Annotated in this window: 21 protein-coding genes and 1 pseudogene; 9 read left to right on the plus strand and 13 right to left on the minus strand. The window is 65.5% G+C overall.

Annotated features, from left to right (window positions below):
* Positions 1-131: 131 nt before the first annotated feature.
* Genes PQT43_RS28235 through PQT43_RS28245 form a run of 3 tightly spaced genes read right to left on the minus strand, consistent with a single transcriptional unit; the run spans position 132 to position 5,905 of the window.
* Positions 132-1,544 carry an efflux transporter outer membrane subunit gene (locus PQT43_RS28235; protein WP_272755287.1) on the minus strand — a complete coding sequence of 471 codons (1,413 nt, stop codon included), beginning with the start codon at positions 1,542-1,544 and terminating at the stop codon, positions 132-134.
* Positions 1,528-2,694, minus strand: a complete 1,167-nt coding sequence (locus PQT43_RS28240; RefSeq protein ID WP_267269901.1) for an efflux RND transporter periplasmic adaptor subunit — start codon at positions 2,692-2,694, stop codon at positions 1,528-1,530. The genes PQT43_RS28235 and PQT43_RS28240 overlap by 17 nt, the downstream gene beginning before the upstream one ends.
* The gene (locus tag PQT43_RS28245) at positions 2,684-5,905 is read right to left on the minus strand and encodes an efflux RND transporter permease subunit (protein ID WP_272755288.1); all 3,222 of its coding nucleotides are present in this window, start codon (positions 5,903-5,905) and stop codon (positions 2,684-2,686) included. The genes PQT43_RS28240 and PQT43_RS28245 overlap by 11 nt, the downstream gene beginning before the upstream one ends.
* Before the next feature lie 230 nt (positions 5,906-6,135).
* On the opposite strand from PQT43_RS28245, the gene PQT43_RS28250 reads away from it, so the two are divergent.
* Positions 6,136-6,546, plus strand: a complete 411-nt coding sequence (locus PQT43_RS28250) for a PA0061/PA0062 family lipoprotein (protein ID WP_170004963.1) — start codon at positions 6,136-6,138, stop codon at positions 6,544-6,546.
* A gap of 123 nt (positions 6,547-6,669) precedes the next feature.
* Complete coding sequence (locus tag PQT43_RS28255) at positions 6,670-7,686, plus strand: PDDEXK nuclease domain-containing protein (RefSeq protein ID WP_267269903.1); 1,017 nt, start codon at positions 6,670-6,672, stop codon at positions 7,684-7,686.
* Between the two features lie 75 nt (positions 7,687-7,761).
* Here PQT43_RS28255 and PQT43_RS28260 read toward each other — a convergent pair whose 3' ends face one another.
* From PQT43_RS28260 to PQT43_RS28285, 6 genes and pseudogenes are all read right to left on the minus strand, one after another.
* Complete coding sequence (locus tag PQT43_RS28260; protein ID WP_102864425.1) at positions 7,762-8,100, minus strand: YkvA family protein; 339 nt, start codon at positions 8,098-8,100, stop codon at positions 7,762-7,764.
* Positions 8,101-8,322: 222 nt separating this feature from the next.
* Positions 8,323-8,742: a DUF6691 family protein gene (locus PQT43_RS28265; RefSeq protein WP_102879771.1), complete on the minus strand. Its 420-nt coding sequence runs from the start codon at positions 8,740-8,742 to the stop codon at positions 8,323-8,325.
* A gap of 16 nt (positions 8,743-8,758) precedes the next feature.
* Positions 8,759-9,160: pseudogene (locus PQT43_RS28270) on the minus strand (YeeE/YedE family protein); the annotation flags it as partial.
* A 164-nt stretch (positions 9,161-9,324) separates the two neighbouring features.
* Positions 9,325-10,152: a sulfite exporter TauE/SafE family protein gene (locus PQT43_RS28275; RefSeq protein WP_102879770.1), complete on the minus strand. Its 828-nt coding sequence runs from the start codon at positions 10,150-10,152 to the stop codon at positions 9,325-9,327.
* Positions 10,149-11,426, minus strand: a complete 1,278-nt coding sequence (locus PQT43_RS28280) for an NAD(P)/FAD-dependent oxidoreductase (RefSeq protein ID WP_272755290.1) — start codon at positions 11,424-11,426, stop codon at positions 10,149-10,151. The genes PQT43_RS28275 and PQT43_RS28280 overlap by 4 nt, the downstream gene beginning before the upstream one ends.
* Positions 11,427-11,456: 30 nt before the next feature.
* Positions 11,457-12,341 (minus strand): MBL fold metallo-hydrolase, encoded by an 885-nt coding sequence (locus tag PQT43_RS28285; protein ID WP_102879768.1) that lies wholly within the window; start codon positions 12,339-12,341, stop codon positions 11,457-11,459.
* Between the two features lie 252 nt (positions 12,342-12,593).
* On the opposite strand from PQT43_RS28285, the gene PQT43_RS28290 reads away from it, so the two are divergent.
* Positions 12,594-13,907, plus strand: a complete 1,314-nt coding sequence (locus tag PQT43_RS28290) for a sigma-54 interaction domain-containing protein (protein WP_110597261.1) — start codon at positions 12,594-12,596, stop codon at positions 13,905-13,907.
* Between the two features lie 28 nt (positions 13,908-13,935).
* Here the strand turns inward: PQT43_RS28290 and PQT43_RS28295 are convergent, their stop codons facing one another.
* On the minus strand, positions 13,936-14,478 hold the full coding sequence (locus PQT43_RS28295; RefSeq protein ID WP_123393855.1) for a GNAT family N-acetyltransferase: 543 nt from the start codon (positions 14,476-14,478) through the stop codon (positions 13,936-13,938).
* A gap of 181 nt (positions 14,479-14,659) precedes the next feature.
* Between PQT43_RS28295 and PQT43_RS28300 the strand changes: the two genes are divergently transcribed.
* Positions 14,660-16,159 (plus strand): helix-turn-helix transcriptional regulator, encoded by a 1,500-nt coding sequence (locus PQT43_RS28300; protein ID WP_102879764.1) that lies wholly within the window; start codon positions 14,660-14,662, stop codon positions 16,157-16,159.
* Between the two features lie 136 nt (positions 16,160-16,295).
* Positions 16,296-16,583 carry a DUF1652 domain-containing protein gene (locus PQT43_RS28305; protein ID WP_060838880.1) on the plus strand — a complete coding sequence of 96 codons (288 nt, stop codon included), beginning with the start codon at positions 16,296-16,298 and terminating at the stop codon, positions 16,581-16,583.
* Positions 16,584-16,713: 130 nt separating this feature from the next.
* On the opposite strand, the gene PQT43_RS28310 is transcribed toward PQT43_RS28305, so the two are convergent.
* Complete coding sequence (locus tag PQT43_RS28310) at positions 16,714-18,108, minus strand: sensor histidine kinase (RefSeq protein WP_110597262.1); 1,395 nt, start codon at positions 18,106-18,108, stop codon at positions 16,714-16,716.
* Positions 18,086-18,769, minus strand: coding sequence for a response regulator transcription factor (locus PQT43_RS28315; RefSeq protein ID WP_060838882.1), 684 nt, complete (start codon positions 18,767-18,769; stop codon positions 18,086-18,088). Before PQT43_RS28315 ends, PQT43_RS28310 begins: the two co-directional genes overlap by 23 nt.
* Before the next feature lie 169 nt (positions 18,770-18,938).
* On the opposite strand from PQT43_RS28315, the gene PQT43_RS28320 reads away from it, so the two are divergent.
* From PQT43_RS28320 to hcnC, 4 genes are all read left to right on the plus strand, one after another.
* Positions 18,939-19,280, plus strand: coding sequence for a hypothetical protein (locus PQT43_RS28320; RefSeq protein ID WP_170003304.1), 342 nt, complete (start codon positions 18,939-18,941; stop codon positions 19,278-19,280).
* Between the two features lie 459 nt (positions 19,281-19,739).
* Positions 19,740-20,057, plus strand: coding sequence for a cyanide-forming glycine dehydrogenase subunit HcnA (hcnA, locus tag PQT43_RS28325; protein ID WP_102864437.1), 318 nt, complete (start codon positions 19,740-19,742; stop codon positions 20,055-20,057).
* A complete protein-coding gene (hcnB, locus tag PQT43_RS28330) occupies positions 20,054-21,463 on the plus strand; it encodes a cyanide-forming glycine dehydrogenase subunit HcnB (protein ID WP_102864438.1) in 1,410 nt (469 codons plus the stop codon). Before hcnA ends, hcnB begins: the two co-directional genes overlap by 4 nt.
* Positions 21,456-22,709 (plus strand): cyanide-forming glycine dehydrogenase subunit HcnC, encoded by a 1,254-nt coding sequence (hcnC, locus tag PQT43_RS28335; RefSeq protein ID WP_102864439.1) that lies wholly within the window; start codon positions 21,456-21,458, stop codon positions 22,707-22,709. The genes hcnB and hcnC overlap by 8 nt, the downstream gene beginning before the upstream one ends.
* Before the next feature lie 128 nt (positions 22,710-22,837).
* Here the strand turns inward: hcnC and PQT43_RS28340 are convergent, their stop codons facing one another.
* The gene (locus PQT43_RS28340) at positions 22,838-23,449 is read right to left on the minus strand and encodes a glutathione S-transferase (RefSeq protein WP_253085748.1); all 612 of its coding nucleotides are present in this window, start codon (positions 23,447-23,449) and stop codon (positions 22,838-22,840) included.
* Positions 23,450-23,647 lie beyond the last annotated feature (198 nt).

A 23,647-nucleotide genomic window follows, 5' to 3' on the forward strand; every position in this document is an offset into this window, starting at 1 on the left:
AGCATCTCTTTTGGTCAAAAAATGATCATGCTTTGGGGCTTTTTCCAAAGACCTTGAAAGGGATGGCTGTAAGAGCGGAACCAATATCCGCCGCCCCCGCAGCAATGGATATGTCCCCGCCCCCTAAAAACTCACCCTCTCCACCCCCCACCCAACGCCACCACCAATCCCACACTCGCCTGCAACTCCCTGGTCTGCACCGCCTGCAACCCCCGTTGCGCCTGCAAGGCCGCGTTCTGCGCCGTCACCACATCCAGGTAACTCACCGCCCCGGCCTGATAGCTGTTCATGGCCAAGGTCTGCGTGTGCTGGGCAGCATTCACCGCCGCCTGCTGATCCAGCGCCTCCTGGCGCAAATCCCGCAGTTGCCCCAGGTTGTCCTCTACCTCCCGCACCGCCCGCAGCACTTGCCCACGGTAATGCGCGGCGGCCTCTTCGAACTCGGCATGGGCCTGTCGCTCATTGGCGCTCAGCCGCCCGCCATCAAAAATCGGCAGGTTCACCAACGGCCCCAAGACCCAGTAGCGATTACCTGCCGCCAGCAGGTTGCCCACGCCCTGGGTCTGCCCACCGAGCATCCCGGTCAGGCTGAAATCCGGGTACCAAGCGGCGCGGGCGATGCCTATGCCGGCATTGGCGGCGTACACCCGGCGTTCGGCGGCGGCAATGTCCGGTCTTCGTTGCAGCAAGGTACTGGGCAGTTGCTGGGGAATGTCCGGCAGGCTCAGCAGTTGCGTCGAGGGTGCGAGGCTGAACCGGCTGGCCGGTTCCCCCACCAGTTCGCCAATCGCGTGTTCGGTGAGGTTGCGTTGGGCGCGTACTTCGTCCAATTCCGCTTCGGCGCTGGCCAGTTGGCTCTGGGCCCGGGTCAGGTCCAGTTGCGAGGCGATCTGCCCTTGATAACGGTCGCGGGTCAGTTGCAAGGCCTGGGCGTAATCTTCCAGGGAACGGCTCAAGATTCGGCTCTGGGCATCCAGGCCATTGAGCTGCACATAGAGCATGGCCAGTTGCTTTTGCAGGCTCAGGCGCGCCGCCGCCAGGTCGTCGCCGGAAGCCTGTGCCTGTGCATCGCCGGCTGCGGCTTGATTGCGAAGCCGGCCCCAGAGGTCGAGGTCGAAGCTCAGGGCGAAACCGGCGGTGTTGCTGTTGTAGATCGACGGTTGCGTGCTGCCGCGCAGGGGGCGGCTGTCCGACTGGCGCTGGCGCAGCGGTTGGACGCTGGCGCTGATCTGCGGGAACAGCCCGGCATGCAGTTGGCTGGCGTAGGCCTGGGCAGCGTCGTAGTGGGCCAGGGCCGCCGCCAGATCCGGGTTGGCTCGGAGCAGGCGTTGTTGCAGGTGATCCAGCTGCGGGTCCTGGTACAGCCGCCACCAGTGCTCGGCGATCCCCTGGGGCGCGGCGGCCGGGTGCCAGGGGCCGTCGGCGTTCTGTTCGCGATAGTGCGCGGGCAGGTCGATGGGCGGCACTTGGTAATGAGGGGCCAGGGAGCAGCCGTGCAGGGCCAGCAACAGCAGGGCGGCGAGAGGTTTAAGCCTTGGGCGCATGTTCGCCTCCCGCGTCTGCCAGTTGCACAAGGTCGCCTTCGCGCAGGGCGTCCGGCGGGTTGTCGATGACGTGATCCGTGGCTTGCAGGCCTTGGTCGATCACCAGCCGTTCCCCCAGGTCCAGGCCAATATGGATGCTGCGCAGGTGCACGCGTTTTGCACTGTCGATCACCGCCACCTGGGTGCCCTGGGCGCGGAAGATCAGGGCGCTGGCGGGGATGCTCACGCCGTGGGTGTCGGCGGGAATCGCCAGGGTTGCTTCGGCATAGTCGCCGGGCATCAGGGCGCCGTCGGGGTTGGCGGCGACGAATTGCGCCAGCAGGGTGCCGGAGCGCGGGTCGATGGCGGTGGAGTCGCCCAGCAGTTGCGCGCTGAAGTGCTGGCCGGGGTGCTCGGGCACAGTCAGCTGCGCTTGCAGGCCGGGGCGGATGACGCTGGCGTAGTTCTGCGGAATCGGCACGTAAAGCCGCAGTTTGTGGGTGTCCGCCAGGTCGAACAGCTCCGGGTCGCTGTCGTTGTCGGCCTTGATCAACTGGCCGATATCGGTGTGGCGGGCGGTGAGGGTGCCGGCGAACGGCGCACGAATGGTCTTGTAGTCTTCCAGCGCCGAGAGCCGCCCATAGTCGGCGACGGCCGCCTCGGCATTGGCTTTGGCGGCGGCTGCGTTGGAGGTTTTTTCGTCGGCTTCCTGGCGCGATACCGAGTGGCTGGCCAAGAGGTTTTGCCAGCGTTCGGCGGTGGTTTGGGCCAGCCGTGCATTGGCCTGCTGCTGGATCATCCGTGCCCGGGCCTGGGCCACTTGCTGGTCCAGGTCGGGGCTGTCGATATGGGCCAGCACTTGCCCGGCGGCCACCTTGGCGCCTATGTCCTGGCTCCAGTCCTTGAGGTAGCCGCTGACCCGGGCGTGGATCGGTGCCTTGCTCCAGGCCTCCAGGTGCGCCGGCAGGCGCAGGGTGTCGCCCAGCACGTTGGGTTGCGGCTGCAACACCAGCACTTGGGGCACGGCGGCGGTTTCGGTCCAGGCGGCCACGGCCCGTTCATGCCGGGTGCGCGCGGCCAGGCCGCTGACCACCAGCAGCGCGGCCAGGCTAAGGCCGCCGATGCCCAACAGCATCAGGCGTTTGCGCGAAGGGGTGTGATCAGGCGACATGGGTGTGTTCTCCAGCAACAGCGGATTGGGGACGGCGGCCGTGGACCAGGCTGAAGACCACGGGGACAAAGATCAGGGTGGCCACGGTGGCGAGGAGCAGCCCGCCGATCACCGCACGGCCCAGGGGCGCGTTCTGTTCTTCGGACAGGGCCAGGGGCAGCATGCCGATGATCATCGCCAGGGCGGTCATGCACACCGGGCGAAAACGCGTGTAGCCGGCTTCCAGGGCGGCCTTGAGGGCATCGCCATGTGCCGCCAGGCGCTCGCGGCAGAAACTCACCACCAGGATCGAGTTGGCGGTGGCCACCCCCATGCACAGGATGGCCCCGGTCAGGGCCGGCACCGACAGCGAGGTGCCGCTCAAGAACAGCATCCACACGATCCCGGCCAGGGCCGCTGGCAACGCGGTGATGATCACGAACGGATCGACCCAGGACTGGAAGTTGACCACGATCAGCAGGTAGATCAGCACCACCGCCCCCAGCAGGCCCAGGCTCAAGCCGCTGAAGGCTTCATGCAGGGCGTCGATCTGCCCGTGCAGGCTGACCGTGGCGCCCTTGGGCCGCAGGGCCGCGGCGTCGTCCAGGACCTTTTGCATGTCGTGGGCCACAGCGCCCAGATCGCGGCCCTGGACGTTGGCGTACAGGTCCAGTGTGGGCTGGATGTTGTAGTGGCTGACCACCGCCGGGCTTTCTACGCGGGAGATGTCCGCCAGGCCGCCGAGGATCTGCGACTGGCCATTGCTACCGGTCACCGGCAGTGCCTCCAGGGCCGGCAGGCTGTCCAGGCGGTACTGCGGGGTGGCGGCGACGATGGAGTAGGACACGCCGTTCTTCGGGTTGAGCCAGAAGGTCGGCGCCACCTGGGAACTGCCGGCCAAGGACGCCACCATGCTGTTGGTCACGTCACGCTCGGTGATCCCCAGGCCGTTGGCCCGCAGCCGATCGACCTTGACCTGCAGTGACGGGTAGCCGGTGGACTGCTGGAGGCGCAGGTCGGCGATGCCCGGCACATGTTTGAGGCGCCGTTGCAGTTCCAGGGCGAAGGCGCGGTTGGCTGCGGCGTCGGGCCCGGAGATTTTCACGTCCAGCGGGGCCGGGGCGCCGAAGTTGAGGATCTGGCTGCTGATGTCCGCCGGGAGGAAGGCGAACTGGCTGCCGGGGAAGCTTTCCGGCAGGGCTTCACGCAGCTGTTTCACGTAGTCGGCGCTGGGGGCGTGGCCGGGCTTGAGGGTGACCTGGATATCACCGTCCTGGGGCCCGATGGTGCCGCTGTTGCTGTAGGCCATGTCGATGCCGCTCAAGGGGATGCCGATGTTGTCGATGATGCTGTCCAGTTGCTCGGCCGGGATCACTTCGCGAATCCGCGCTTCGATGCGGTCGAAGGCCGCCGCGCTTTCCTCGATCCGCGTGCCCAGGGGCAGGCGCACGTGCAGGGCCAGGGCGCCGGCGTCGGTGGCGGGGAAGAAGTCCTGGCCCAGGCTCGGCAGCAGGGCGAAGGAAGCCAGCACACAGGCAAGAAAGCCGAGGATGAAGGTCTTGCGCCGGCCCAGGGCCAGGTGCAGCAGGCCGTGGTAGGTGTCGCGCACGTTGGAGAAACGCGCCTCGAAGCCCTGCTGGAAGGCCAGTAGCCCACGTACCAAAGCGTTGCGCGGCTTGGCGTGCTGTTCGCCTTCGTGATGGTTGATGAAGGCGTCTTCTGGGTGATGCCCGGGACCCGCTTCCGGCACATGGGGCTTGAGCAGGTACAGGGCCAGTGTGGGCACCAGGGTCCGCGAGAGGATGAACGAGCTGGCCATGGCGAAGATCACCGCCAGGGCCATGGGCCGGAACAGGTAGCCGGCGATGCCCTGCAACAGGAACATCGGCACGAAGACGATGCAGATGCACAGCAGCGAGACGAAGGCCGGGCCGACGATCTGCTTGGCGCCGTCGAGGATTGCGTCCTTGACCGCCTTGCCCTGTTCCAGGTGCCAGTTGATGTTCTCGATGGTCACGGTGGCGTCGTCCACCAGAATCCCCACCGCCAGGGCCAGCCCGCCCAGGGTCATGACGTTGAGGGTCTGGCCGCTGGCCGCCAGCAGGGCAATGGCCGAGAGTATGGCCAGGGGAATCGAGGCGGCGATGATCAGTGTTGAGCGCCAGCTGCCGAGGAACAGCAGGATCATCGCGCTGGTCAGCAGGGCGGCGATGATGCCTTCCCGGGCCACGCTGCCCACCGATTGCTTGACGAACACCGAGGCGTCCCCCAACAGCGAGGTCTTCAAGGACGGCGGCAGGGTTTCATTGATGCGCGGCAGCATCTGGCGGATGCCGTCGACGATGGACAGGGTGGAGATATTGCCGTTCTTCAGCGCCGGCATCAGCACCGCGCGGCGTCCGTCGACCCGCACGATATTGGTCTGCGGCGGCGAGCCGTCACGCACGTGGGCCACCTGGCCGATGGTGATCAGGGCGCCGTCCACGGTCTTGATCGGCAGGTCGTTGAGCTCCTCGATGGCAGTGGGGCTGTTGTTCAGCAGCACCGTGTATTCATCGCGGCCGAGCTTGGCGGTGCCCACCGGGATGATCTGGTTCTGCGCCGCCAGGGCATTGCCCACGTCCTGGGCCGACAGGCCTTTGGCGGCCAGGGCTTGCGGGTCCAGGTCGAGGGTGATCTGCCGTTGCTTGCCACCCATGGGCGTGGGCATGGCCAGCCCCGGCAGGGCGCTCAGGGGCAGGCGGATGTTGTTCTGCACCAGGTCGCGGATCTTCGCCTCCGACAGGGTCGGGCTGGAGAAGGCCATTTGCAGGATCGGCACCGTCGAGGCGCTGTAGTTGAGGATCAGCGGCGGGGTGATGCCCGGTGGCATCTGCTTGAGCACGGTTTGTGACACCGCCGTCACCTGGGCGTTGGCGGTGCGGATATCCACTCCGGGCTGGAAGAAGATCTTGACGATGCCCATGCCCGGCAGCGACTGCGACTCGATGTGCTGGATGTCATTGACCGTGGTGCTCAGGGAGCGCTCGTAGGTGTAGATCACCCGCCCGGCCATGGCATCCGGCGACAGGCCGTTGTACTGCCAGACCACCGCCACCACCGGGATGCCGATATCCGGGAACACGTCGGTGGGGGTACGCAGGGCCGCCAGGGGCCCGATGATGCAGATGAATATCGCCAGCACGATGAACGTGTAGGGCTTGAGCAGTGCGGTCTTGACCAGCCCGAGCATGCCGAAAACCTCCGAGGGAGTGGGATTGCAAACCTCGGCAGCCTGCAGCGACCCACCTAACACGCGGCTTTCAGCCAGGTGAAGGAAGTTTTAGGTAAGGCCTGAAATTCCTTTCACTGGGATTCATTTGTACTCGTACCGACGCCTCGACACCCTTGATGGGCATCGACGCAGTCGGTTGTCCTGGACTGGCGTCGCACTCATTTCTGTTATTGGCGAGGTACGTTTTCATGACACTCAAACCGCTGTTGCTGATTCCCGTCCTGGGGCTTGCCTGCTTGCTCAGCGCCTGCGCCGGGCCGATGCCCCAGCCCGACCCCAGCCAGGCCTGGATTGGCCTGCAGGAAGAGGCGCCCAACGACCTGATGGCCGAACGGGTGGACGGGAAGAAGGTCGACGATGGGCGTTATTTTGAGGTCAAGCCCGGCGCCCATCGCCTGGACGTGACCTTGTTTGAAGAGAGCGTCGGCGACTCCAATCAGCAAGACTGCAATGGCCATATCAGCTATAGCGGCTTCAAGGCCGGTGAACACTACAAACTGGTGGAGTCGAGCCTGGGGACCGAGGTGTCGGTTCGCTTGTATGACGCCAAGGGCAAGCAGGTGGCCAGCACCCATGGCTTTGCCTGCATGCCAGGCTGACGGGGCGGTTTGCGTCACTGAAACAAGGACGTTTCGCTCAAGCTAAAGAGACGGGGCCGACTATAGCGGCACGGTGAGCCGGGTGATGATGGAGGCCTTTATCCAGGCAACCGGGCGTTCGTCATGAAGCAAGAGGCGCAAGCGGCCGTCACCTCCACCGAGGTGGCATTCAATGAAGTGGCACGCATGATAACCGCCGCACGGCAGCGGGCGGTGCGGGCGGTGAACACTGAACTGGTGGAGCTGTACTGGCAGGTCGGGGCCTATATCAGCCGCAAACTCGAGGCGGCGGAATGGGGCGATGGCGTGGTCCAGCAATTGGCGGATTACCTGGCGCGGCAGCAGCCGGGGCTACGGGGGTTTACCCGGGCCAACCTGTTTCGCATGCGCCAGTTTTATGAGACCTATCGCGGTGACGAGAAAGTCGCACCACTGGTGCGACAATTGTCCTGGAGTCACCATCTGGTGGTGATGGGGCAGAGCAAAGTATCAAGTGAACGTGAGTTCTACCTGCGCTTGGCAGTCCAGGAGCAATGGTCACGCAGAGAACTGGAACGACAGATCAAGTCCGCCCTGTTCGAACGCACGCTGACCCGCCCGGCAAGCGCCTCGGCCAGTTTGAGACAGGCCCGTCCCGAGGCCCTGAAGGTCTTCAAGGATGCCTATATGGTGGAGTTTCTCGGCCTGGCCCAGGGGCATGATGAAGCCGATCTGCACCAGGGGCTGGTGCGCCAGCTCAAGGATTTTCTGATCGAGATGGGGCGCGACTTCTGCTTTGTCGCTTCTGGCTATCCCCTGCAGGTCGGCGGGCGCGATTTTGCCCTGGATCTGCTGCTGTTCCATCGTGGGTTGAATTGCCTGGTGGCCGTTGAACTCAAGGTCGGGCGCTTCGAACCGGAGTACCTGGGCAAGCTGGACTTCTACCTGGAGGCCCTGGACCGCCAGGTGCGCAAACCCCATGAAAACCCGGCGCTGGGCGTGTTGCTCTGTGCGAGCAAGCATGACGAGGTGGTGGAATATGCCCTCAACCGTTCACTGTCGCCGGCGTTGATCGCCGAGTACCGGACCCAACTGCCGGACAAGAAGCTGCTGCAGGCCAAGCTGCAGGAGTTTTATGCCCTGGACACCCAGGCGCGGTGAGTCGAACGGCCATTGTGTCCGGGGTTCTGCACCGCCTTGCCGAGTCTTATGCGCACCCTGGCGCCGACCTTCGGCTCATTCCGGCTCACTGCCGAACCAGTCCGCCAGGCGTGCGCTGGCTTGTTCCCGGACCTCGGCGTTGATATGCGCAGCCACAGCCACCACTGAACCGGCCAGCAGCCCAAGGTCATCGGTGTATCCGGCCCCGGGGAGCAGGTCGGGGACCATGTCCAGCGGCAGTATGAAGTAACCCAGGGCAGCGTAGATGGTGGTCTTGGCCCAGATCGGGGTTTGTGGTCGTTGCGCGGCGTAGTAGAGCCACAGGGCTTTTTGGATCAAGGTCCGGCCGATGCGCGAGGCGTAGCGGCCGATCTTGCGCCAGAGACAGAGTTCAAGGGATTGGGTGGTGGACATGGCGCACTCCTGGGAGATACAGGTCCTGGCCATCGTCGCCGCCCGCGCCCCTGACCGGCAGAGGCCAATATTTCCCTGGCCGTTTCCCAGGCAGGAGCAGGCTTGCCGACGAAGAGGCCGGTGACGGCGTCATCAATCCTCTGTCAGGTCAGCGGTGCCAGCGAGAGCCTGCGCTGGCAAGACCGCTCCTGCACGGGGGCGGTGTATGCGTGGGTGTGCGCTTCAGCCGCGTTGGCGGGCCTCCAGGCGCTGGAACAGCAACATGCCCAGGAGCATCGCCAGGACGAACACCCAGGCTTGCCAGTGCCCGCCCGGCAACAGCACCAGGGCCGGCCCCGGGCAGATCCCGGCGATGCCCCAGCCGACGCCGAACAGCAGGCTGCCACCGATCAGGCGCCGATCGACACTGCGCTTGGCGGGAATCTGCATGGGCGCCCCGAGCAGCGAGCGCGAGCGGCCCATGGCCCAATGGAAGGGCCACCAGGCCGCCGCGATGGCGCCGAGCATCACCAGCGCCAGGGACGGGTCCCAGGTGCCCGCCAGATCGAGAAAACCCAGGACCTTGGCCGGGTTGGCCATACCCGCCAGCAACAGGCCGATGCCGAACAGCAGGCCGGCGACAAAAGCGCTGAGTTTTCTCATGGCAGCAGCCCCAGTCCGTGGCGAAGCCGGTGCCCATGAAGCACAGGGTGGCGATGATCGAGCGTGGCGACAGTCGGGAAATACCGCAGACCCCGTGGCCGCTGGTGCAACCGGCGCCGTAGCGGGTACCGATGCCCACCAGCAGGCCGGCGCTGATCAGGCCGAGCAGACCGCCCTGGAACTCGGCGACGGGCAGGGCGTGAAACAGGCCCCAGAGCAGCGGCGCCAGCAGCAGCCCGAGGATGAACAGGGCTTTCTCGCCCCAGCCGTCGCTGCCCGGTTGCAGCAGGCTGCCGAGCAGGCCGCTGATTCCGGCGATGCGCCCGTTGGCGACGATCAACAGCCCGGCCGCCAGGCCGATCAACGCGCCCCCGGCCAGGGCCGAGCCCGGGGTGAAATGTGCGGCGTCAAAGAGCATATCGATTTCCTCTGCATGGCCCATGCTGGTGCAGGGGCCGGTCATGGCTCAGGCATTTCCATCGCGTAACCGCAGCGTCGGTGCGTACGCCTGCGCTGGCAAGCCAGTGCCCATGGGGGATCTGTACCCGCTGTTGCAGGAGCCGGCTTGCCGGCGAAAGGGCCTCAATGGGACAGCCAACCCAAGGCCCCGCCCGCCAGCAGCAGCGCCGCCAGCATGCCGGTGATGGCAAACAGTTGTTGCAGGCGCGGGCCGGCCAGGTGGCTGGCCACTTGTCGTCCCAGTACCAGTCCCACCACCGCACCCAGGGCAAAGGGCGCACCCACGGCCCAGTGCATCACGCCGCTGAGGCTGGCGGTCACCACGCTGCCCAGGGACACCAGGGCAATCACCGCCAAAGAGGTGGCGACGATGCTCTTGCTGTCCAGGTTGGTGTAGCGGCTCAGGGCCGGGATGATCACGAAGCCGCCGCCGACGCCGAGCAACCCCGACAGCAGGCCCGAGAGCATGCCGGTGAAGGTCAGTGCCCGGGCGCAGGGCAGGGTCCAGCGCAAACGGCCCTGGGCCGGGTTGAGCACGCAGGGCAGGAACGCCGGGCGTGGCGCGACCTGGCCCTGTTTCAATTCCAGGCTGGCCTTGCGCAGGATGCGTCCGCAGGCGTACAGCAGCACCAGGGAAAACAGCAGGGCCAGGGGCAGGTTGGGCAGGCGGTGGGCCAGCCACAGCCCCAGCGGCGCCATGAGAATGCCAATGCTGGCGACAAACCCCGCCGCACGGTAGCGCACGATGCCCTGGCGCAGGCCCAGCACCGCGCCGACGCTGGCGGCCAAGCCCACCGCCAGCAGGCCGATAGGGGCGGCCTCGACCATGCTCAAACCCAGGCCGAACACCAGCAGTGGCACCGCGAGGATGCCGCCGCCGGCTCCAGTCAGCGCCAGGATCGCGCCAATGACCGCCCCCAGCCCAGCGCCCAAAAGACTGTGTTCATTCATGTCTTCGGGGTGTCCGTGGCCAGGGTCGGTTGTGCCAGCCATTCATGGCCCTTGAGCATGCCGCGCCAGTACAGCGGCGGCAGGATTCGTTCCTTCAGCCACCAGGCGCGACGGGTCGGTTGACGGCCGTCCAGCAGCCAGCGCGGGAAGCTCGGCGCCAGCTTGCCGCCGTAGGTGAATTCGGCGAGGACGATCTTGCCCCGTTCCACGGTCAGCGGGCAGGAGCCGTAGCCGTCGTACTCGGCCAGCCGGGTCAGGCGCTTGAGGGCCACCAGCACGTTGTTGGCCACCACTGGCGCCTGCTTGCGTGCCGCCGCGGCGGTCTTGGCATTGCTGGTGTTGGTGGCATCGCCCAGGCCGTGGACATTGATGAAGCGCTTGTGGCGCAGGCTATGGGGATCGACATCGACCCAGCCGGCCGCGTCGGCCAGGGGGCTTTGGCGGATAAAGTCCGGGGCGCATTGCGGCGGCACCACATGCAGCAGGTCGAAGGCACGCTCAAGGGTTTCCTGGCGGCCGTCGGCCAGGGTGCGCACGAAGGTCGCGCGCCTGGCCGGGCCGTTCACCGCCACCAGGTTATGGCCGAAATCCAGTTCGATGCCGTACTTCTTCACGTATTCCATCAGCGCCGGCACATAGTCGGCGACGCCGAACAGCACGCCGCCGGCATTCAGGAAGCGCGGCTTGATCGACCCCAGGCGCCCGTGGCGCAGCCAGTGGTCGCAGGACAGGTACATGGCTTTCTGCGGCGCCCCGGCGCACTTGATCGGCATTGGCGGCTGGCTGAATAGCGCCTCGCCTTGTTGCAGCTGCTGCACCTGTTGCCAGGTGTAGGGCGCCAGGTCGTAGCGGTAGTTGGAGGTCACGCCATGGTTGCCCAGGGCCTGGGGCAGGCCGTCGATGGCCGCCCAGTCGAGCTTGAGCCCGGGGCACACCACCAGTTGGTCATAGCCCAGCACGCGGCCGTCGTCCAGCACCAGGGCATTGTTGTCTGGTTCGAACAGGCTGACGGCGTGCTGCAGCCACTTGACGCCCTTGGGCATCAGCGCGGCCATGCTGCGTTCGGTGGACTGGGCGCTGAACACCCCGGCACCCACCAGGGTCCAACCGGGTTGATAGTAGTGGCTGCTGGCCGGGTCGATGATTGCCACGTCCAGGTGTGGATCGCGGGACATGAGGCTGGCGGCGACGGCAATGCCAGCGGCACCGCCACCGACGATCAGCACCTGATGGCTGCCGTCGACGGCGCGCAGGGCCGGGTTGAAGGGACGCATGGCAAGTTCTCCGTGTGGAGTCAGTAATCGTTATAGGGTGTTCAGGGGAATCTTCAGGTAGCTCACGCCGTTGTCTTCGGGCTCGGGGAAGTGCCCGCTGCGCATGTTGACCTGCACCGAAGGCAGGATCAGCACCGGCATGTCCAGGGTTGCGTCGCGGGCTTCGCGCATCTTCACGAAGCTGTCTTCGTCGACGCCCTGATGGATGTGAATGTTGTTGGCGCGCTGCTCGGCGACGGTGGTCATGTACTGCAGTTCGCGGCCGTTGGGCAGGTAGTCGTGGCACATGAACAGCCGGGTCTCTGGGGGCAGGGCGAGGATCTTGCCGATGGAACGGTACAGGGTCCGTGCATCAGCCCCGGGGAAGTCGCAGCGGGCGGTGCCGTAGTCGGGCATGAACAGGGTGTCGCCGACAAAGGCCACGCACTCGTCGCCCACCTGCACCAGGTAGGTCATGCAGGCCGGGGTGTGTCCCGGAGTGTGCAGGGCCCGGGCGCTGAGGCCGCCGATGGCGAACTCGGCGCCGTCTTCGAGCAGCACGTCGAACTGGCTGCCATCCCGGGCAAAGGCCGGGGCTTCGTTGAACAGCGCGCCGAAGACTTTCTGCACCCGGGTGATCTGATTGCCGATGGCCACTTGGGCCCCGAGCTGGTCCTTGAGGTAGGCGGCAGCGGACAGGTGGTCGGCGTGCACGTGGGTTTCCAGAATCCAGTCGACCCGGGCGTCCAGCTCGCGCACCCGGGCGATCAGGCGGTCGGCGGACTCGGTGCGGGTGCGGCCGGATTTCGGGTCATAGTCCAGCACGCTGTCGATCAGCGCGCAGCGGCGGCTGGCCTGGTCCATCACCAGGTAGCTGATGGTCCAGGTGTGAGGGTCGAAAAAGGCTTCTACACGCAGCGTGTCGCTGATGATCATGGGGCACTCCAGGCAATGAAGGTGAGGGCAGTCTGCGCTGTCGCTCGTCCCTTGGACTGTCAATAAACGTGCCAACCTCGAGCACCCGGATTGGCCACCTGTTCATTGAAGTAGAAGGCCGCAGAGGCTGCCATCAGGCGTTTTTCGAGGCGACTGTCAGCGTCATCTGGCAGTGACATGGCAGTTTGTGACAGAAAATGGCAGAAGGCCGCGGCGTGCTTTAAGCTGCCGCCACTGCCCCGGAGTTGCCCCATGTCCCTGATCGCCACCGACCGTGCCCAGCCGTCCATGTCTGCCCTGGTGTCCTACCTCGAACACGACCCGCAACCGACCATCGTGCTCGACACCGACTACAACATCATCGCCGCCAACACCGCCTACCAGCGCCAGTTCGGCGTGGCCGGCAAGCCCCATGTGGGCGCCAAGTGCTATCGCGTGTCTCACCAGTTCGCCGTGCCCTGCGACCAGGCCGGCGAGCATTGCCCGATGCGCAAGGCCCATGACAGCCGGGTGCCGGAGCGCATGCTGCACATTCATCACACACCTCGCGGCCCCGAGCACGTGGATGTGGAGCTGCGGCCGATCATTGGCGAGGCCGGCACCGTGGTGGCCTATGTCGAACGCCTGAGCTCAGTGGCGGTGGCGTCGGTGCAGCCCCAGCAGAAGGGCCTGGTGGGGCGCTCGCCAGCCTTCAACGAAGCCTTGAGCGCCTTGCAGCGGGCGGCCCCGGCGCCGATTCCGGTGTTGCTGCAGGGTGAGTCCGGCACCGGCAAGGAACTCTTTGCCCGTGCCCTGCACGATGGCAGCCCCCGGGCCAGCGGGCCGCTGGTGGTGGTGGACTGCACCGGGCTCACCGAAACCCTGCTGGAAAGCGAATTGTTCGGCTATGAAAAGGGCGCCTTTACCGGCGCCCTGCAACGCAAGATCGGCCTGGCGGAAGCGGCCCACGGCGGCACCCTGTTTCTCGACGAAATCGGCGAGGTGCCCCTGGCCATGCAGGTCAAACTGCTGCGCCTGATCGAGTCCGGCAGCTTCCGCCCGGTGGGCAGCCTGCGCACCGTGCATTCGGACTTCCGCCTGGTGGCGGCGACCCACAAGCCGCTCAAGGAAATGGTCGCCGCTGGCACCTTTCGCCAGGACCTGTACTACCGCATCAGCGCCTTCCCGATCCGCCTGCCGGCCCTGCGCGAACGCAGCGACGACCTGCCGCTGCTGATCGACAGCCTGCTGCGCCGCCTCGATCCCGGGGTGGTGCCGCGGGTCGATCCCCAGGCTCTTGAGCAGCTGCGCTTGTACACCTACCCAGGGAACATCCGCGAGCTGCGCAACATCCTCGAACGGGCGCGGTTGTTCAGTGATGACGGGGTGATCCGCCCGCAGGACCTGCCGGCAGAACTGCGCAGCCCACAGGCACCGGTCCCGGTGACCCGCCGTCGCGCCGGCAAGGACCTGGAACAGCTGGCCCATGCCCTGGAAGTGTTCGACGGCTCGCGCAGCGAGTTGGCCAAGACCCTGGGCCTGAGCGAGCGAACCCTGTACCGGCGGCTCAAGGCCCTGGGCTTGTAGTGGCGCGCAGGGCGCGGGGAAGGCAGCCTCAGCCCTGGGCGGAGTGCTCCTTGAGGGGCAGGTCGCAGGCCATCACCCACATGCCGATCTGTTCCAGGTCGGTGCTGAACGGCACTTCGCCGATCTGCCGCAGCCCGGCGCTTTCATAAAAGCGCCGGGCGCCGCTGTTGCTCTTGAGCACGTCCAGCCACAGGCAGGATTCCCCGGCGGCGCTGGCCCGTTGCAACACGTGTTCGAGCAGGCGCCGGCCATGGCCCTGGCCGGCCTGGGACTTGAGCAGGTAGATCTTCTGCAGTTCGGCCCCGAACCGGCCGCTGCCCGGCGTCGGGCGGGCCCAGTTGAGCTTGGCAAAGCCGATGGGCTGGTGCTGCGGGTCCAGGGCCAGCAGCCACAGGTGCCGGTCCCGGGCCGCTACGGACGCTTCGAGGTTGGCGGGGGAGAAGTCCTGGTCGAGAAACTGCTGCATGCCGTCAGTCGTCCAGATCGCCGCGAAGTGTTCGCGGTAGGTGGCGCAGCCTATGGCCTGCAGAGCATCGATATCGCGGCTGTCGGCTTCACGGATGGTGATCATGCTTCACTCCTTGAGGGCGGTCGGACCGGGCGCAGCAGCTTAACCCTTGGCGCGAGGAGGCTCCAGTGCGCCGCGGTGAAGGTGCAGGGCACGATGGCGAGCGGTCGTGGTCGTAGTGTTCAGCCCCTTTTTTGCGGCGCGCAGCCTGTCCGCTGTGGCGCCGGTTCTGACTGGAGATGCCATGAGCCAGGCCGTACTTGCTACCGAAACCAATCGCCGCCAGTTGCAGCAGATCATCGCCGGTCTGTCGGACGGGGTGATCCTGATCGAGACCGACAAGGCTCGCAGCCTGCTCTGGGCCAATGAAGCGGCGCTGGCCATGCATGGCGTCGGCGAGGTCGGCGAGCTGGGGGCCAATGTCCGCGAGTACGCCCGGCGCTATGCCTTGCGCTATCGCAACAATCACCCCCTGGCCCTGGAGGCCTATCCCATCAATCGGGTGGCCGCCGGTGAAACCTTCAGCGACGTGGTGGTGGAAGTGCAGGCCGAGATCGACGGCGAACCGCGGCACTGGGTGCACCGGGTGCGCAGCATGATCCTCACTGATCGCAGCGGCGCGCCGGAATCCCTGGTGCTGATCCTCAGCGATGCCAGCGACTGGGCCAGCGCTGAACAGCGCTTTGAAAAGACCTTCAACGCCAACCCGGCGCCAGCGGTGATCTGCCGCCTCAGTGACTTGCGCTATATCAAGGTCAACCAGGGCTTCCTGGAAATGACCGGCTATGCCCGGGACCAGGTGATCGGCCGCTCGGTGTACGAGCTGGATGTGCTGGAGGACGCCGAGCACAAGGACCTGGCCATCGAGCGCCTGGGGCAGGGCGCGACCATTCCGCAGATGCAGGCCGAGCTGCGCCTGCCCGACGGCGGCAGCAAGCTGGTGATCGTCGCCGGCCAGCCCCTGGACATCAACGACGAGGATTGCATGCTGTTTTCCTTCATGGACCTGGAGCCGCGGCGCAAGATCGAGATTGCCCTGCGCCAGAGCGAGGAACGCTTTGCCAAGTCGTTCCGCCTGACCCCGGTGCCGACCCTGGTGTGCAGCGCCGAGCAGCAGATCGTCGACGTCAACGAGGCCTTTCTCAATACCTGCGGCTACAGCAGCGAAGAGCTGCTGGGCAAGAACGTCGGCGCCATCGGGTTCATCGCCGAAGCCGCGGCGGCCAGCCAATTGTTCAGTCAACTGGAGAAGGCCGGCAACGTCGATGGCCTGGACCTCAAGGTGCGCCAGAAGAACGCCGGGTTGATCGATTGCGTGGCCTATGCCGACACCGTGCTCATCCAGGACAGCCCCTGTTACCTGCTGGTGCTGATGGACATCACTGAGCGCAAGCGCTCCGAACTGGAGCTGGTGGGCGCCATCGAAGAAGTGATGCGCGATGCCTCCTGGTTCAGCCGAACCCTGATCGAAAAGCTGGCCAACGTGAGAAGCCCCAAGGCCCGGGACACGCCTGGGGTGTCCTCTGCCGACCTGACGGCCCGCGAGCGGGAAGTGCTGGGGTTGATCTATCAGGGATTGGCAGACAAAGAAATTGCCGCCCAGCTGAAGCTGGCGCCCAACACCGTGCGCAACCATGTCGCCACTCTGTATTCCAAGCTCGGGGTGCACAGCCGGGGCGAAGCCATCGTCTGGGCCCGGGAGCGCGGGCTGTTCGTCGGCACGGTCGGCAGTCGGGGACGCTGAACTGGTGCATATGCACCAGGGCAACCCGTGCAAATGCGCCTTCTTTGCGTGGTGGGTGTTTTCTACCCTTGGAGCTGCCACAGCTCCGGTCAATGGGGCTGTGGCAGAGCACAACCACAGCACAAGGACAGCCCGCATGGGTGATGAACAGAGCAAGGGCACCGTGACCGATCAGGCACCGGCGGTGCTCACCCAGGCCCAATGGCGCGCCTGTATCGAACAGCGCCTGGCGCCCCTGGCCTGCAGTTTCAGCCATGCCGGCGACGGCACCCTGACCCTGCGGGTGTTCGAGCCCGACAGCGGCCGGGTCGATCTGGTGGTCAGCGGGTTGCGCATCAAGTCCCTGCAGAGCGAGGCCGACGTATTGCGGCTCATTGACGAGTTGCTCTACGAGCTGGACAGCAACTCCCTGGGCCACCTGTAGCCGCTGCCGAAGGCTGCGAACGCTCTGGGCGGCACTCCGTCGCAGGAGGTGCTGCTTTTGAGGTCGCTGAAGGTCCTGCGGACCTTTTCGCAGCTTCGCAGGCTCAGCAGCGGCTACAGGGCTGGGTGGGTCAGTTGTCGGCGATCAGGCTTGGCCGGCAATCCAGGCTCAGGCGCGCGCCGCCGCGTTCGCTGCTGCCCACTTCGAGCTTGAAGCCGTGCAGGCTGACAATCGCCGCAACAATCGACAGGCCCAGGCCAAAGCCGCCCTGGGCGTTGCTTTCGTCGACCCGGTAGAAGCGCCGGAACACCGCCGCCCGTTCCGCCGGGGGAATGCCCGGGCCTGAGTCCAGCACCTCCAGGCGCGGGCTGCCGTCATCGTCGAGGCCGCGCAGTATCACTTCGCCGCCTGGCGGGGTGAACTTGATCGAGTTGCTCAGCAGGTTGGCCAGGGCCTCGAACAACAAGGCGCGGTCGCCGGTGAGCCGGGGCAGGCTGGCCGGCACATCCAGCACCAGGGTCAGGCGGCCTTCTTCGGCCAGGGGCAGGTAGAAGTCGTACAGCTCGTGGAGCAGGGGCAGGGGATCGAGTTCGAGGAAGCCCGAGCGCCGTTGCTGGTCCTCCAGTTCGGAGATGCGCAGCAACCCGCGAAAGCGCGCCATCAAGGTGTCGGCCTCGGCCAGCAGCTGGTCCATCTGCAGGGCCTGGGGCGAACCTTCCTCGGCCTGTTGCTGCAGGCGATAGAGCTGGGCCCGCAGGCGGGTCAGCGGGGTGCGCAGGTCGTGGGCGATGTTGTCGCACACGCCCTTGACCTCATGCATCAGCCGCTCGATGCGTTCGAGCATGGCGTTGACGATGGCCGCCAGCATGTCCAGTTCGTCACGCCGGTCCGACAGCGGCAGGCGCCGGGTCAGGTCGCCGGCGACGATGGCCTCGGCGCTGGCCTGGATCTGGCGGATGCGCCGTAACGGCCGGCGGCGCAGCAGATGCCAGCCGGCGACCCCGGGAATGATGGTCAGGGAAATCCCCCACAGCAGGGCGTGGAGAATGATCCGGGTCACCGCGAACAGCGAGCCGTTGTCGCGCACCAGCACCAGCCAGCGGCCGTCCCGGGTGTGGGTGGCCACCGCGTCGCAGCTGTCGCGGGGCAGGTTCGTGTCGTCGGAGTCGATGCAGTTCTTCAACTCGTGGATCTGGCCGTCCAGGGGCAGGTCCTCGGGGATCTGCCGGATCGGTCCGCTCAAGGGCCGGCGCTGTTCGTCGAACAGGCCGTAGGCGTCGATGGCGCGCATGTCGAAGGTCATGCTGGTGGCCAGGGCTTCCACCAGTTGCTCGCCTTCGAAGCGCGCGAACAGGTGCTGGCGCTGCATCAGCGAGTGCTTGGCCAGGCTGTCCAGGTAGGTGGAGACTTCGTAGTACAGCACCCCCATGAGGATGCAGCTCCAGGCCACGAACAGCGTGCTGTAGAGCGCCAGCAGGCGGCTGCTGGAGGAGCGCCAGCCCTTAGAGGGGTTCAGCAATGACATAGCCCGAGCCTCGCACGGTGCGGATCAACGGGGTCATGCCGGGCGGGTCGATTTTTTTGCGCAGGCGGCCGATGTGCACGTCGATCAGGTTGGTTCCCGGGTCGAAGTGATAACCCCAGACCTCTTCGAAGATCATCATCCGCGAGAGGATCTGCCCGGTGTTGCGCATGAGGAATTCCAGCAGCTTGTACTCGGTGGGCAGCAGGCTCAGCAACTGGTCGGCGCGGGTCGCTTCGCGGCTGATCAGGTTCAGCTCCAGGTCGGCCACTCGCAGGCTGGTGGCGAAATCCTTGACCGTGTTCTTGCGTCGCAGCAGCACCTCGACCCGGGCCGCCATCTCGTCGGAGGCGAAGGGCTTGGTCAAGTAGTCGTCGCCGCCGGCACGCAGGCCGCGTACTCGTTCGTCGACGTCGGAGAGGGCGCTGATCATCAGGATCGGCGTCGACACACCGATGGTGCGCAGGGTGGTGACGATGGCCAGGCCGTCCAGTTCCGGCAGCATGCGGTCCAGGGTGATCAGGTCGTAGTCGCCGCTCACGGCGCGCACCAGGCCTTCGCGGCCGTTGTCCACCCAGTCCACGTCGAGGCCGTGGCTGCTCAGTTCGGCGACGATCTCCCGGGCCGTTACGGCGTCGTCTTCGATGGTCAGAATGCGGGTCATAGGCGTTACCTGCTTAGCGGTTCGTGACACAGGCGGGCATTTTGCCAAGAAACCAGGGGCGGGATTCTAAATAAACTTTCATCTGGCTTGTCGTCCGGTCTGCACAGTCCGAGTCGGGGAGGGTGAAGCTTGATATCATCCGGCCACTTTTTTGCCAGGAGGCGTCACCATGAGTGCCCTGACTCGGGTCGGCTGGAAGCCCTTTTTCGCGGTGTGCCTGTTGCTGCTGTGCAGCGCGGCGGCCCAGGCGGCCAATCAGCCCTGTTCCGGAAAGAAAGGCGGCATCGCCCGTTGTGACGGCGAGCTGTTCCTGTGCAATGACGGTTCCATCAGCGCCTCGAAGAAGAACTGCGCGCTGATGTTCGGCCAACGCTCCTCCACCCCCCGCGCCGAGCCGCTGCTGCGTGATACCCAGGGTTGCACCTGCGGCAGCGGCAGTTTCTGCACCGGGCCACGGGGCGGGGTCTATTGCCTGACGCCCAGTGGCAACAAGAGCTACAAGCGTCGTTAGGCTCTGTACCAAGCGTTTTGAGACGAAGCTCAGGCAAGGCGAAAACGGTCGAGGAACGGCCGGGGGCGCGTTCGACTTTACGGTTTGTAACAATGCCAATGTTCATAAGGTTCGCGCGGCTGTCGTCGATGCCTTGAACCACTAATTGGGGACAGGGCCCTGACCTTTGGCGGCGGTCGCGCAGGGGCCGTGGTATGTCTTAAAGGCGCCGCTGCCGGGCTTCTGCCGGCCGCGGCTTTTTGTGGCGTGTATCGCAAGTTTCAGAGACAAGGCACTGCTTTGAGGGACACCGGCCTTTTGCTTGGCCCAGATCAATATTTCTGTCAGACAAAACCACTAGATTTGCCCGCGCTCGGTTCTGACAGCCTCTTCGGAACCGCGGTGTGACCGCGTCCTTGCCCCAGGACTCCAGGCGGCAGGATGCCGGTAACCCCACTCACTTCTCACGGATGAACCGCAATGCGTCAGATAGACCGCAATTTTGATATTCAGCCGCTGCAGCATGCGGACATGACCATCAGTCTCAACGGCCAGCCGGTCACTGCCGCCCTGGGTGAAACAGTCCTCAGCGTGATCCAGGCCACCGGCCTGCGCCAGGTGGCGCGCAATGATCACGGACAGTTGGTCGGTGCCTACTGCGGCATGGGCGTGTGCCATTGCTGCCTGGTGCAGATCGACGGCCGCCACAAGCGCCGTGCCTGCCAGACCCTGGTCAAGCCGGGCATGCAGGTGCAGACCCTGAGCAACCGCATCAGCGAGACGGAGCCCACGGTATGAGCCTGAACCCGGTGATTGTCGGCGGAGGGCCGGCGGGCATGGCGGCGGCTATCGAACTGGCCAAGCACGGCGTGCGCAGCACCCTGATCGAAGAAGCCTCGCGCCTGGGTGGCGTGGTCTTTCGTGGCCCGCTGCGCGATGGCGTGCAACTGGATTACCTGGGGCCGCGCTACTGCGAGACGCTGGCCAAGCTACACGGTGAATTTTCCGATCACGAGCAGATGATCGAGGTGCGCCTCAACCACCGGGTGATCGGCGCCGAGGGCCTTGACAGCCTGATGCTGCTGGATGCCGACGAGCAGGTGCAGCGGGTGGCCTATGGGCAATTGTTGCTGGCGGCCGGCTGCCATGAACGCAGCGTACCGTTTCCCGGCTGGACGCTGCCGGGGGTCAAGTTGCTCGGTGGTCTGCAACTGCAGATCAAGAGCGGCGTGGTCAAGCCGCAAGGTCCTGTGGTGATCGCCGGCACCGGGCCCTTGCTGCCACTGGTGGCGTGCCAGTTGCACGCCTCGGGCGTGCGGGTGGCCGGGGTCTACGAGGCCAGTGCCTTGAGCAAGATCGCCAAGCAGAGCCTGGCCCTGCTGAACAAGCCCCAGCTGTTTCTCGACGGCCTGAGCATGCTGGCCTACCTCAAGCTTCACAGCATCCCCCTGCGCTATGGCTGGGGCGTGGTCGAGGCCCAGGGCCAGGACGCCTTGAGCGTGGTCACGGTTGCCCCGTATTCCGCCGACTGGCAGCCGGACATGGCCAAGGCCGAGCGCATCGCCGCCCAGACCCTGGCGGTGGGTTATGGCTTCATTCCCCGCACCCAACTGAGCCAGCAGATGGGCCTGGATCACGGCTTCAGCGATGACGGCTATCTGCGGGCCAACGCCAACGCCTGGCAGCAGAGCAGCGAGCCGCACATCCACCTGGCCGGCGACATGGGTGGGATTCGCGGTGGTGAAGCGGCGATGCTCACCGGCCGCATCGCGGCGCTGTCGATCCTCATGCAGCGCGATGTGCTGAGCAACGAGGCGGCCTTGCAACGGCGCCAGGGCTACGAGCGCAAACTGGCCTCGATCCTGCGCTTTCGCGGCGCGGTGGACCGCTATACCGCACGTGGCACCGGGCAGATAGACCTGCCCAAGGGCGACACGGTGATTTGCCGCTGTGAACACACCACTCGCAACGATATCGAGCGCGCCCTGAGCCAGGGCGTGCAGGACATGGCCAGCCTGAAAATGCGCACCCGGGTGAGCATGGGCGACTGCCAGGGGCGGATGTGCGTCGGCTATTGCAGCGACCGCCTGCGCCAAGCCACCGGACGCAAGGATGTGGGCTGGATTCGCCCGCGCTTCCCGTTGGACCCGATTCCGTTTTCCGCCTTTGCAGCCCCAGACCAGGAGGTCCCCGGACATGAGTAAGTATTACGACGTGGTGATTGCCGGTGGCGGCGTGATCGGGGCGTCCTGCGCCTATCAGTTGTCCAAGCGCAAAGACCTCAGAGTGGCGCTGATCGACGCCAAGCGTCCGGGCAACGCCAGCCGGGCTTCGGCCGGCGGCCTGTGGGCCATCGGCGAGTCGGTGGGCCTGGGCTGCGGAGTGATCTTCTTTCGCATGATGTCGGCCAACCGCAAGCGCGAGGCCCAGGGTTCGGCGGTGGTGGTGGACTCCAGCACCCCGCACATCCTGCCGCAGTCGTTCTTCGACTTCGCCCTGCAGTCCAACGAGCTGTACCCACGCCTGCACCGCGAACTGATCGGCCTGCACGGCATGGACTTCAAGTTCGAACAGACCGGGCTCAAGTTCGTCATCTATGACGACGAGGACCGCCTGTACGCCGAACACATTGTCGGTTGCATCCCGCACCTGTCCGATCAAGTGCGCTGGCTCGACCAGGCAGCCCTGCGCGCCGCCGAGCCGAAGGTCAGCCACGAAGCCCAGGGCGCCCTGGAGTTCCTCTGCGATCACCAGGTCAACCCCTTCCGCCTGACTGATGCCTACACCGAAGGCGCACGGCAGAACGGCGTGGATGTGTACTTCAACACCAACGTCACCGGGGTCCTGCACCAGGGCAACCGGGTCAGTGGAGTACAAACCGCCGAGGCCGGGCTGTTCCATTGCTCGACCCTGATCAATGCCGCCGGTGCCTGGGCCGCCGAGCTGAGCCTGCAGGCCACTGGGGTGGAGATTCCGGTCAAGCCGGTGAAGGGCCAGATCCTCCTCACCGAGCGCATGCCCAAGCTGCTCAATGGTTGCCTGACCACCAGCGACTGCTACATGGCGCAGAAGGACAACGGCGAGATCCTGATTGGCAGTACCACCGAGGACAAGGGTTTCGACGTCAGCACCACCTACCCGGAAATCAACGGCCTGGTGCAGGGGGCAGTGCGCTGCATTCCCGAGTTGGCCCAGGTCAACCTCAAGCGCTGCTGGGCGGGCCTGCGTCCGGGCTCGCCGGACGAGTTGCCGATTCTTGGGCCGATGGATGGGGTCGAGGGTTACCTCAACGCCTGCGGACACTTCCGTACCGGCATCCTGACCTCGGCGATCACCGGTGTACTGCTGGACAAACTGGTGAACGACGAAGCCCTGCCGCTGGACATCACTCCGTTCCTGGCCCGGCGTTTCGCCACCGCCCCGGTGAAGAAACAGCCCGAACCGGCCTGACAGATCCCCACGGAGATCTGTTGGACTTGCGTAGGAGCTGGCTTGCCAGCGAAAGCGTGTCCAAGAGCGCTGCACGGCTCGCGGGCCTCTTCGCCAGCAAGCTGGCTACGGTGATGGCGCTGTGTGGGTCAGGTGGCGGGGGTGTCGAGGAACACCGGCAGTTGTTCGGCGTATTCGGCAAAACCGCGCACCGCCGGGAATTGCTCGGGGCCGAACAGGTCCGCCACCATCATCTGGCTGAAACTCCAGGCCACCGCCAGGCTGATGCCGGCCTGGCTCAGGGCGCCGTCCTGAGGCAAGGGCTGTTTCTGCAGTTCCTGTTCCAACTCGGTATAGGCGGCCTGCAATTGGCCGCCGATCCGCTCCAGCCAGGGGCCGTGCTGTTTCTCCGCCGGACGCAACTTTCGTTCGTAGACAATCTGCACCGACTTCTCACAGGCCGCCAGGGCCAGACCGATCAACCGCAACTCATGCAAACGCGCTGGCAGGGCCACGGGCATCAGGCTCCTTTGCGGGCCGGCCAGGCTTTCCAGGTAGTCGAGGATCAGGCTCGAATCCATCAGCACTTCACCCCCGTCGCAGACCAGGGTGGGTGCCTTGACCACCGGGTTGATGGCCTTGAACTGCTCGAAGGTGCTGAATACCGAGACCGAATGATGTTCGAAGGGCAGGTCCATGCATTTGAGGCTGATGGCGACGCGGCGCACATAGGGTGAATCGAGCATTCCAATGAGTTTCATCGCGTATTTCCTTGTGTTGAACGGCGCAACGGATGGGGAAGGCGCGGTTAATGTAGCGGCATTGAATCGGCCTTGCACAGCTCCTTGCCATGGCTCAGCAGCGGCTACAGGCCAATGCCGATCCGAGGTTGGTGTAGCCGCTGCCGCAGGCTGCGAACGGCACGAAGGGCCGCGGCGTTCTTGAGGTCGCTGCGAGTT

This window comes from Pseudomonas sp. BLCC-B112, from assembly GCF_028550695.1.
Classification (GTDB): domain Bacteria; phylum Pseudomonadota; class Gammaproteobacteria; order Pseudomonadales; family Pseudomonadaceae; genus Aquipseudomonas; species Aquipseudomonas danubii.

What these genes read in the sequence shown, in the direction of transcription:
- PQT43_RS28265 (WP_102879771.1), bottom strand. Translation starts at nt 8,742, where the DNA reads ATGAGAAAACTCAGCGCTTTTGTCGCCGGCCTGCTGTTCGGCATCGGC.
- PQT43_RS28320 (WP_170003304.1), top strand. Translation starts at nt 18,939, where the DNA reads ATGAGTGCCCTGACTCGGGTCGGCTGGAAGCCCTTTTTCGCGGTGTGC.
- hcnC (WP_102864439.1), top strand. Translation starts at nt 21,456, where the DNA reads ATGAGTAAGTATTACGACGTGGTGATTGCCGGTGGCGGCGTGATCGGG.
- PQT43_RS28280 (WP_272755290.1), bottom strand. Translation starts at nt 11,426, where the DNA reads ATGCGTCCCTTCAACCCGGCCCTGCGCGCCGTCGACGGCAGCCATCAG.
- PQT43_RS28240 (WP_267269901.1), bottom strand. Translation starts at nt 2,694, where the DNA reads ATGTCGCCTGATCACACCCCTTCGCGCAAACGCCTGATGCTGTTGGGC.
- PQT43_RS28260 (WP_102864425.1), bottom strand. Translation starts at nt 8,100, where the DNA reads ATGTCCACCACCCAATCCCTTGAACTCTGTCTCTGGCGCAAGATCGGC.
- PQT43_RS28250 (WP_170004963.1), top strand. Translation starts at nt 6,136, where the DNA reads ATGACACTCAAACCGCTGTTGCTGATTCCCGTCCTGGGGCTTGCCTGC.
- PQT43_RS28310 (WP_110597262.1), bottom strand. Translation starts at nt 18,108, where the DNA reads ATGTCATTGCTGAACCCCTCTAAGGGCTGGCGCTCCTCCAGCAGCCGC.
- hcnB (WP_102864438.1), top strand. Translation starts at nt 20,054, where the DNA reads ATGAGCCTGAACCCGGTGATTGTCGGCGGAGGGCCGGCGGGCATGGCG.
- PQT43_RS28315 (WP_060838882.1), bottom strand. Translation starts at nt 18,769, where the DNA reads ATGACCCGCATTCTGACCATCGAAGACGACGCCGTAACGGCCCGGGAG.
- PQT43_RS28300 (WP_102879764.1), top strand. Translation starts at nt 14,660, where the DNA reads ATGAGCCAGGCCGTACTTGCTACCGAAACCAATCGCCGCCAGTTGCAG.
- PQT43_RS28290 (WP_110597261.1), top strand. Translation starts at nt 12,594, where the DNA reads ATGTCCCTGATCGCCACCGACCGTGCCCAGCCGTCCATGTCTGCCCTG.
- PQT43_RS28305 (WP_060838880.1), top strand. Translation starts at nt 16,296, where the DNA reads ATGGGTGATGAACAGAGCAAGGGCACCGTGACCGATCAGGCACCGGCG.
- PQT43_RS28235 (WP_272755287.1), bottom strand. Translation starts at nt 1,544, where the DNA reads ATGCGCCCAAGGCTTAAACCTCTCGCCGCCCTGCTGTTGCTGGCCCTG.
- hcnA (WP_102864437.1), top strand. Translation starts at nt 19,740, where the DNA reads ATGCGTCAGATAGACCGCAATTTTGATATTCAGCCGCTGCAGCATGCG.
- PQT43_RS28295 (WP_123393855.1), bottom strand. Translation starts at nt 14,478, where the DNA reads ATGATCACCATCCGTGAAGCCGACAGCCGCGATATCGATGCTCTGCAG.
- PQT43_RS28285 (WP_102879768.1), bottom strand. Translation starts at nt 12,341, where the DNA reads ATGATCATCAGCGACACGCTGCGTGTAGAAGCCTTTTTCGACCCTCAC.
- PQT43_RS28275 (WP_102879770.1), bottom strand. Translation starts at nt 10,152, where the DNA reads ATGAATGAACACAGTCTTTTGGGCGCTGGGCTGGGGGCGGTCATTGGC.
- PQT43_RS28245 (WP_272755288.1), bottom strand. Translation starts at nt 5,905, where the DNA reads ATGCTCGGGCTGGTCAAGACCGCACTGCTCAAGCCCTACACGTTCATC.
- PQT43_RS28255 (WP_267269903.1), top strand. Translation starts at nt 6,670, where the DNA reads ATGAAGCAAGAGGCGCAAGCGGCCGTCACCTCCACCGAGGTGGCATTC.
- PQT43_RS28340 (WP_253085748.1), bottom strand. Translation starts at nt 23,449, where the DNA reads ATGAAACTCATTGGAATGCTCGATTCACCCTATGTGCGCCGCGTCGCC.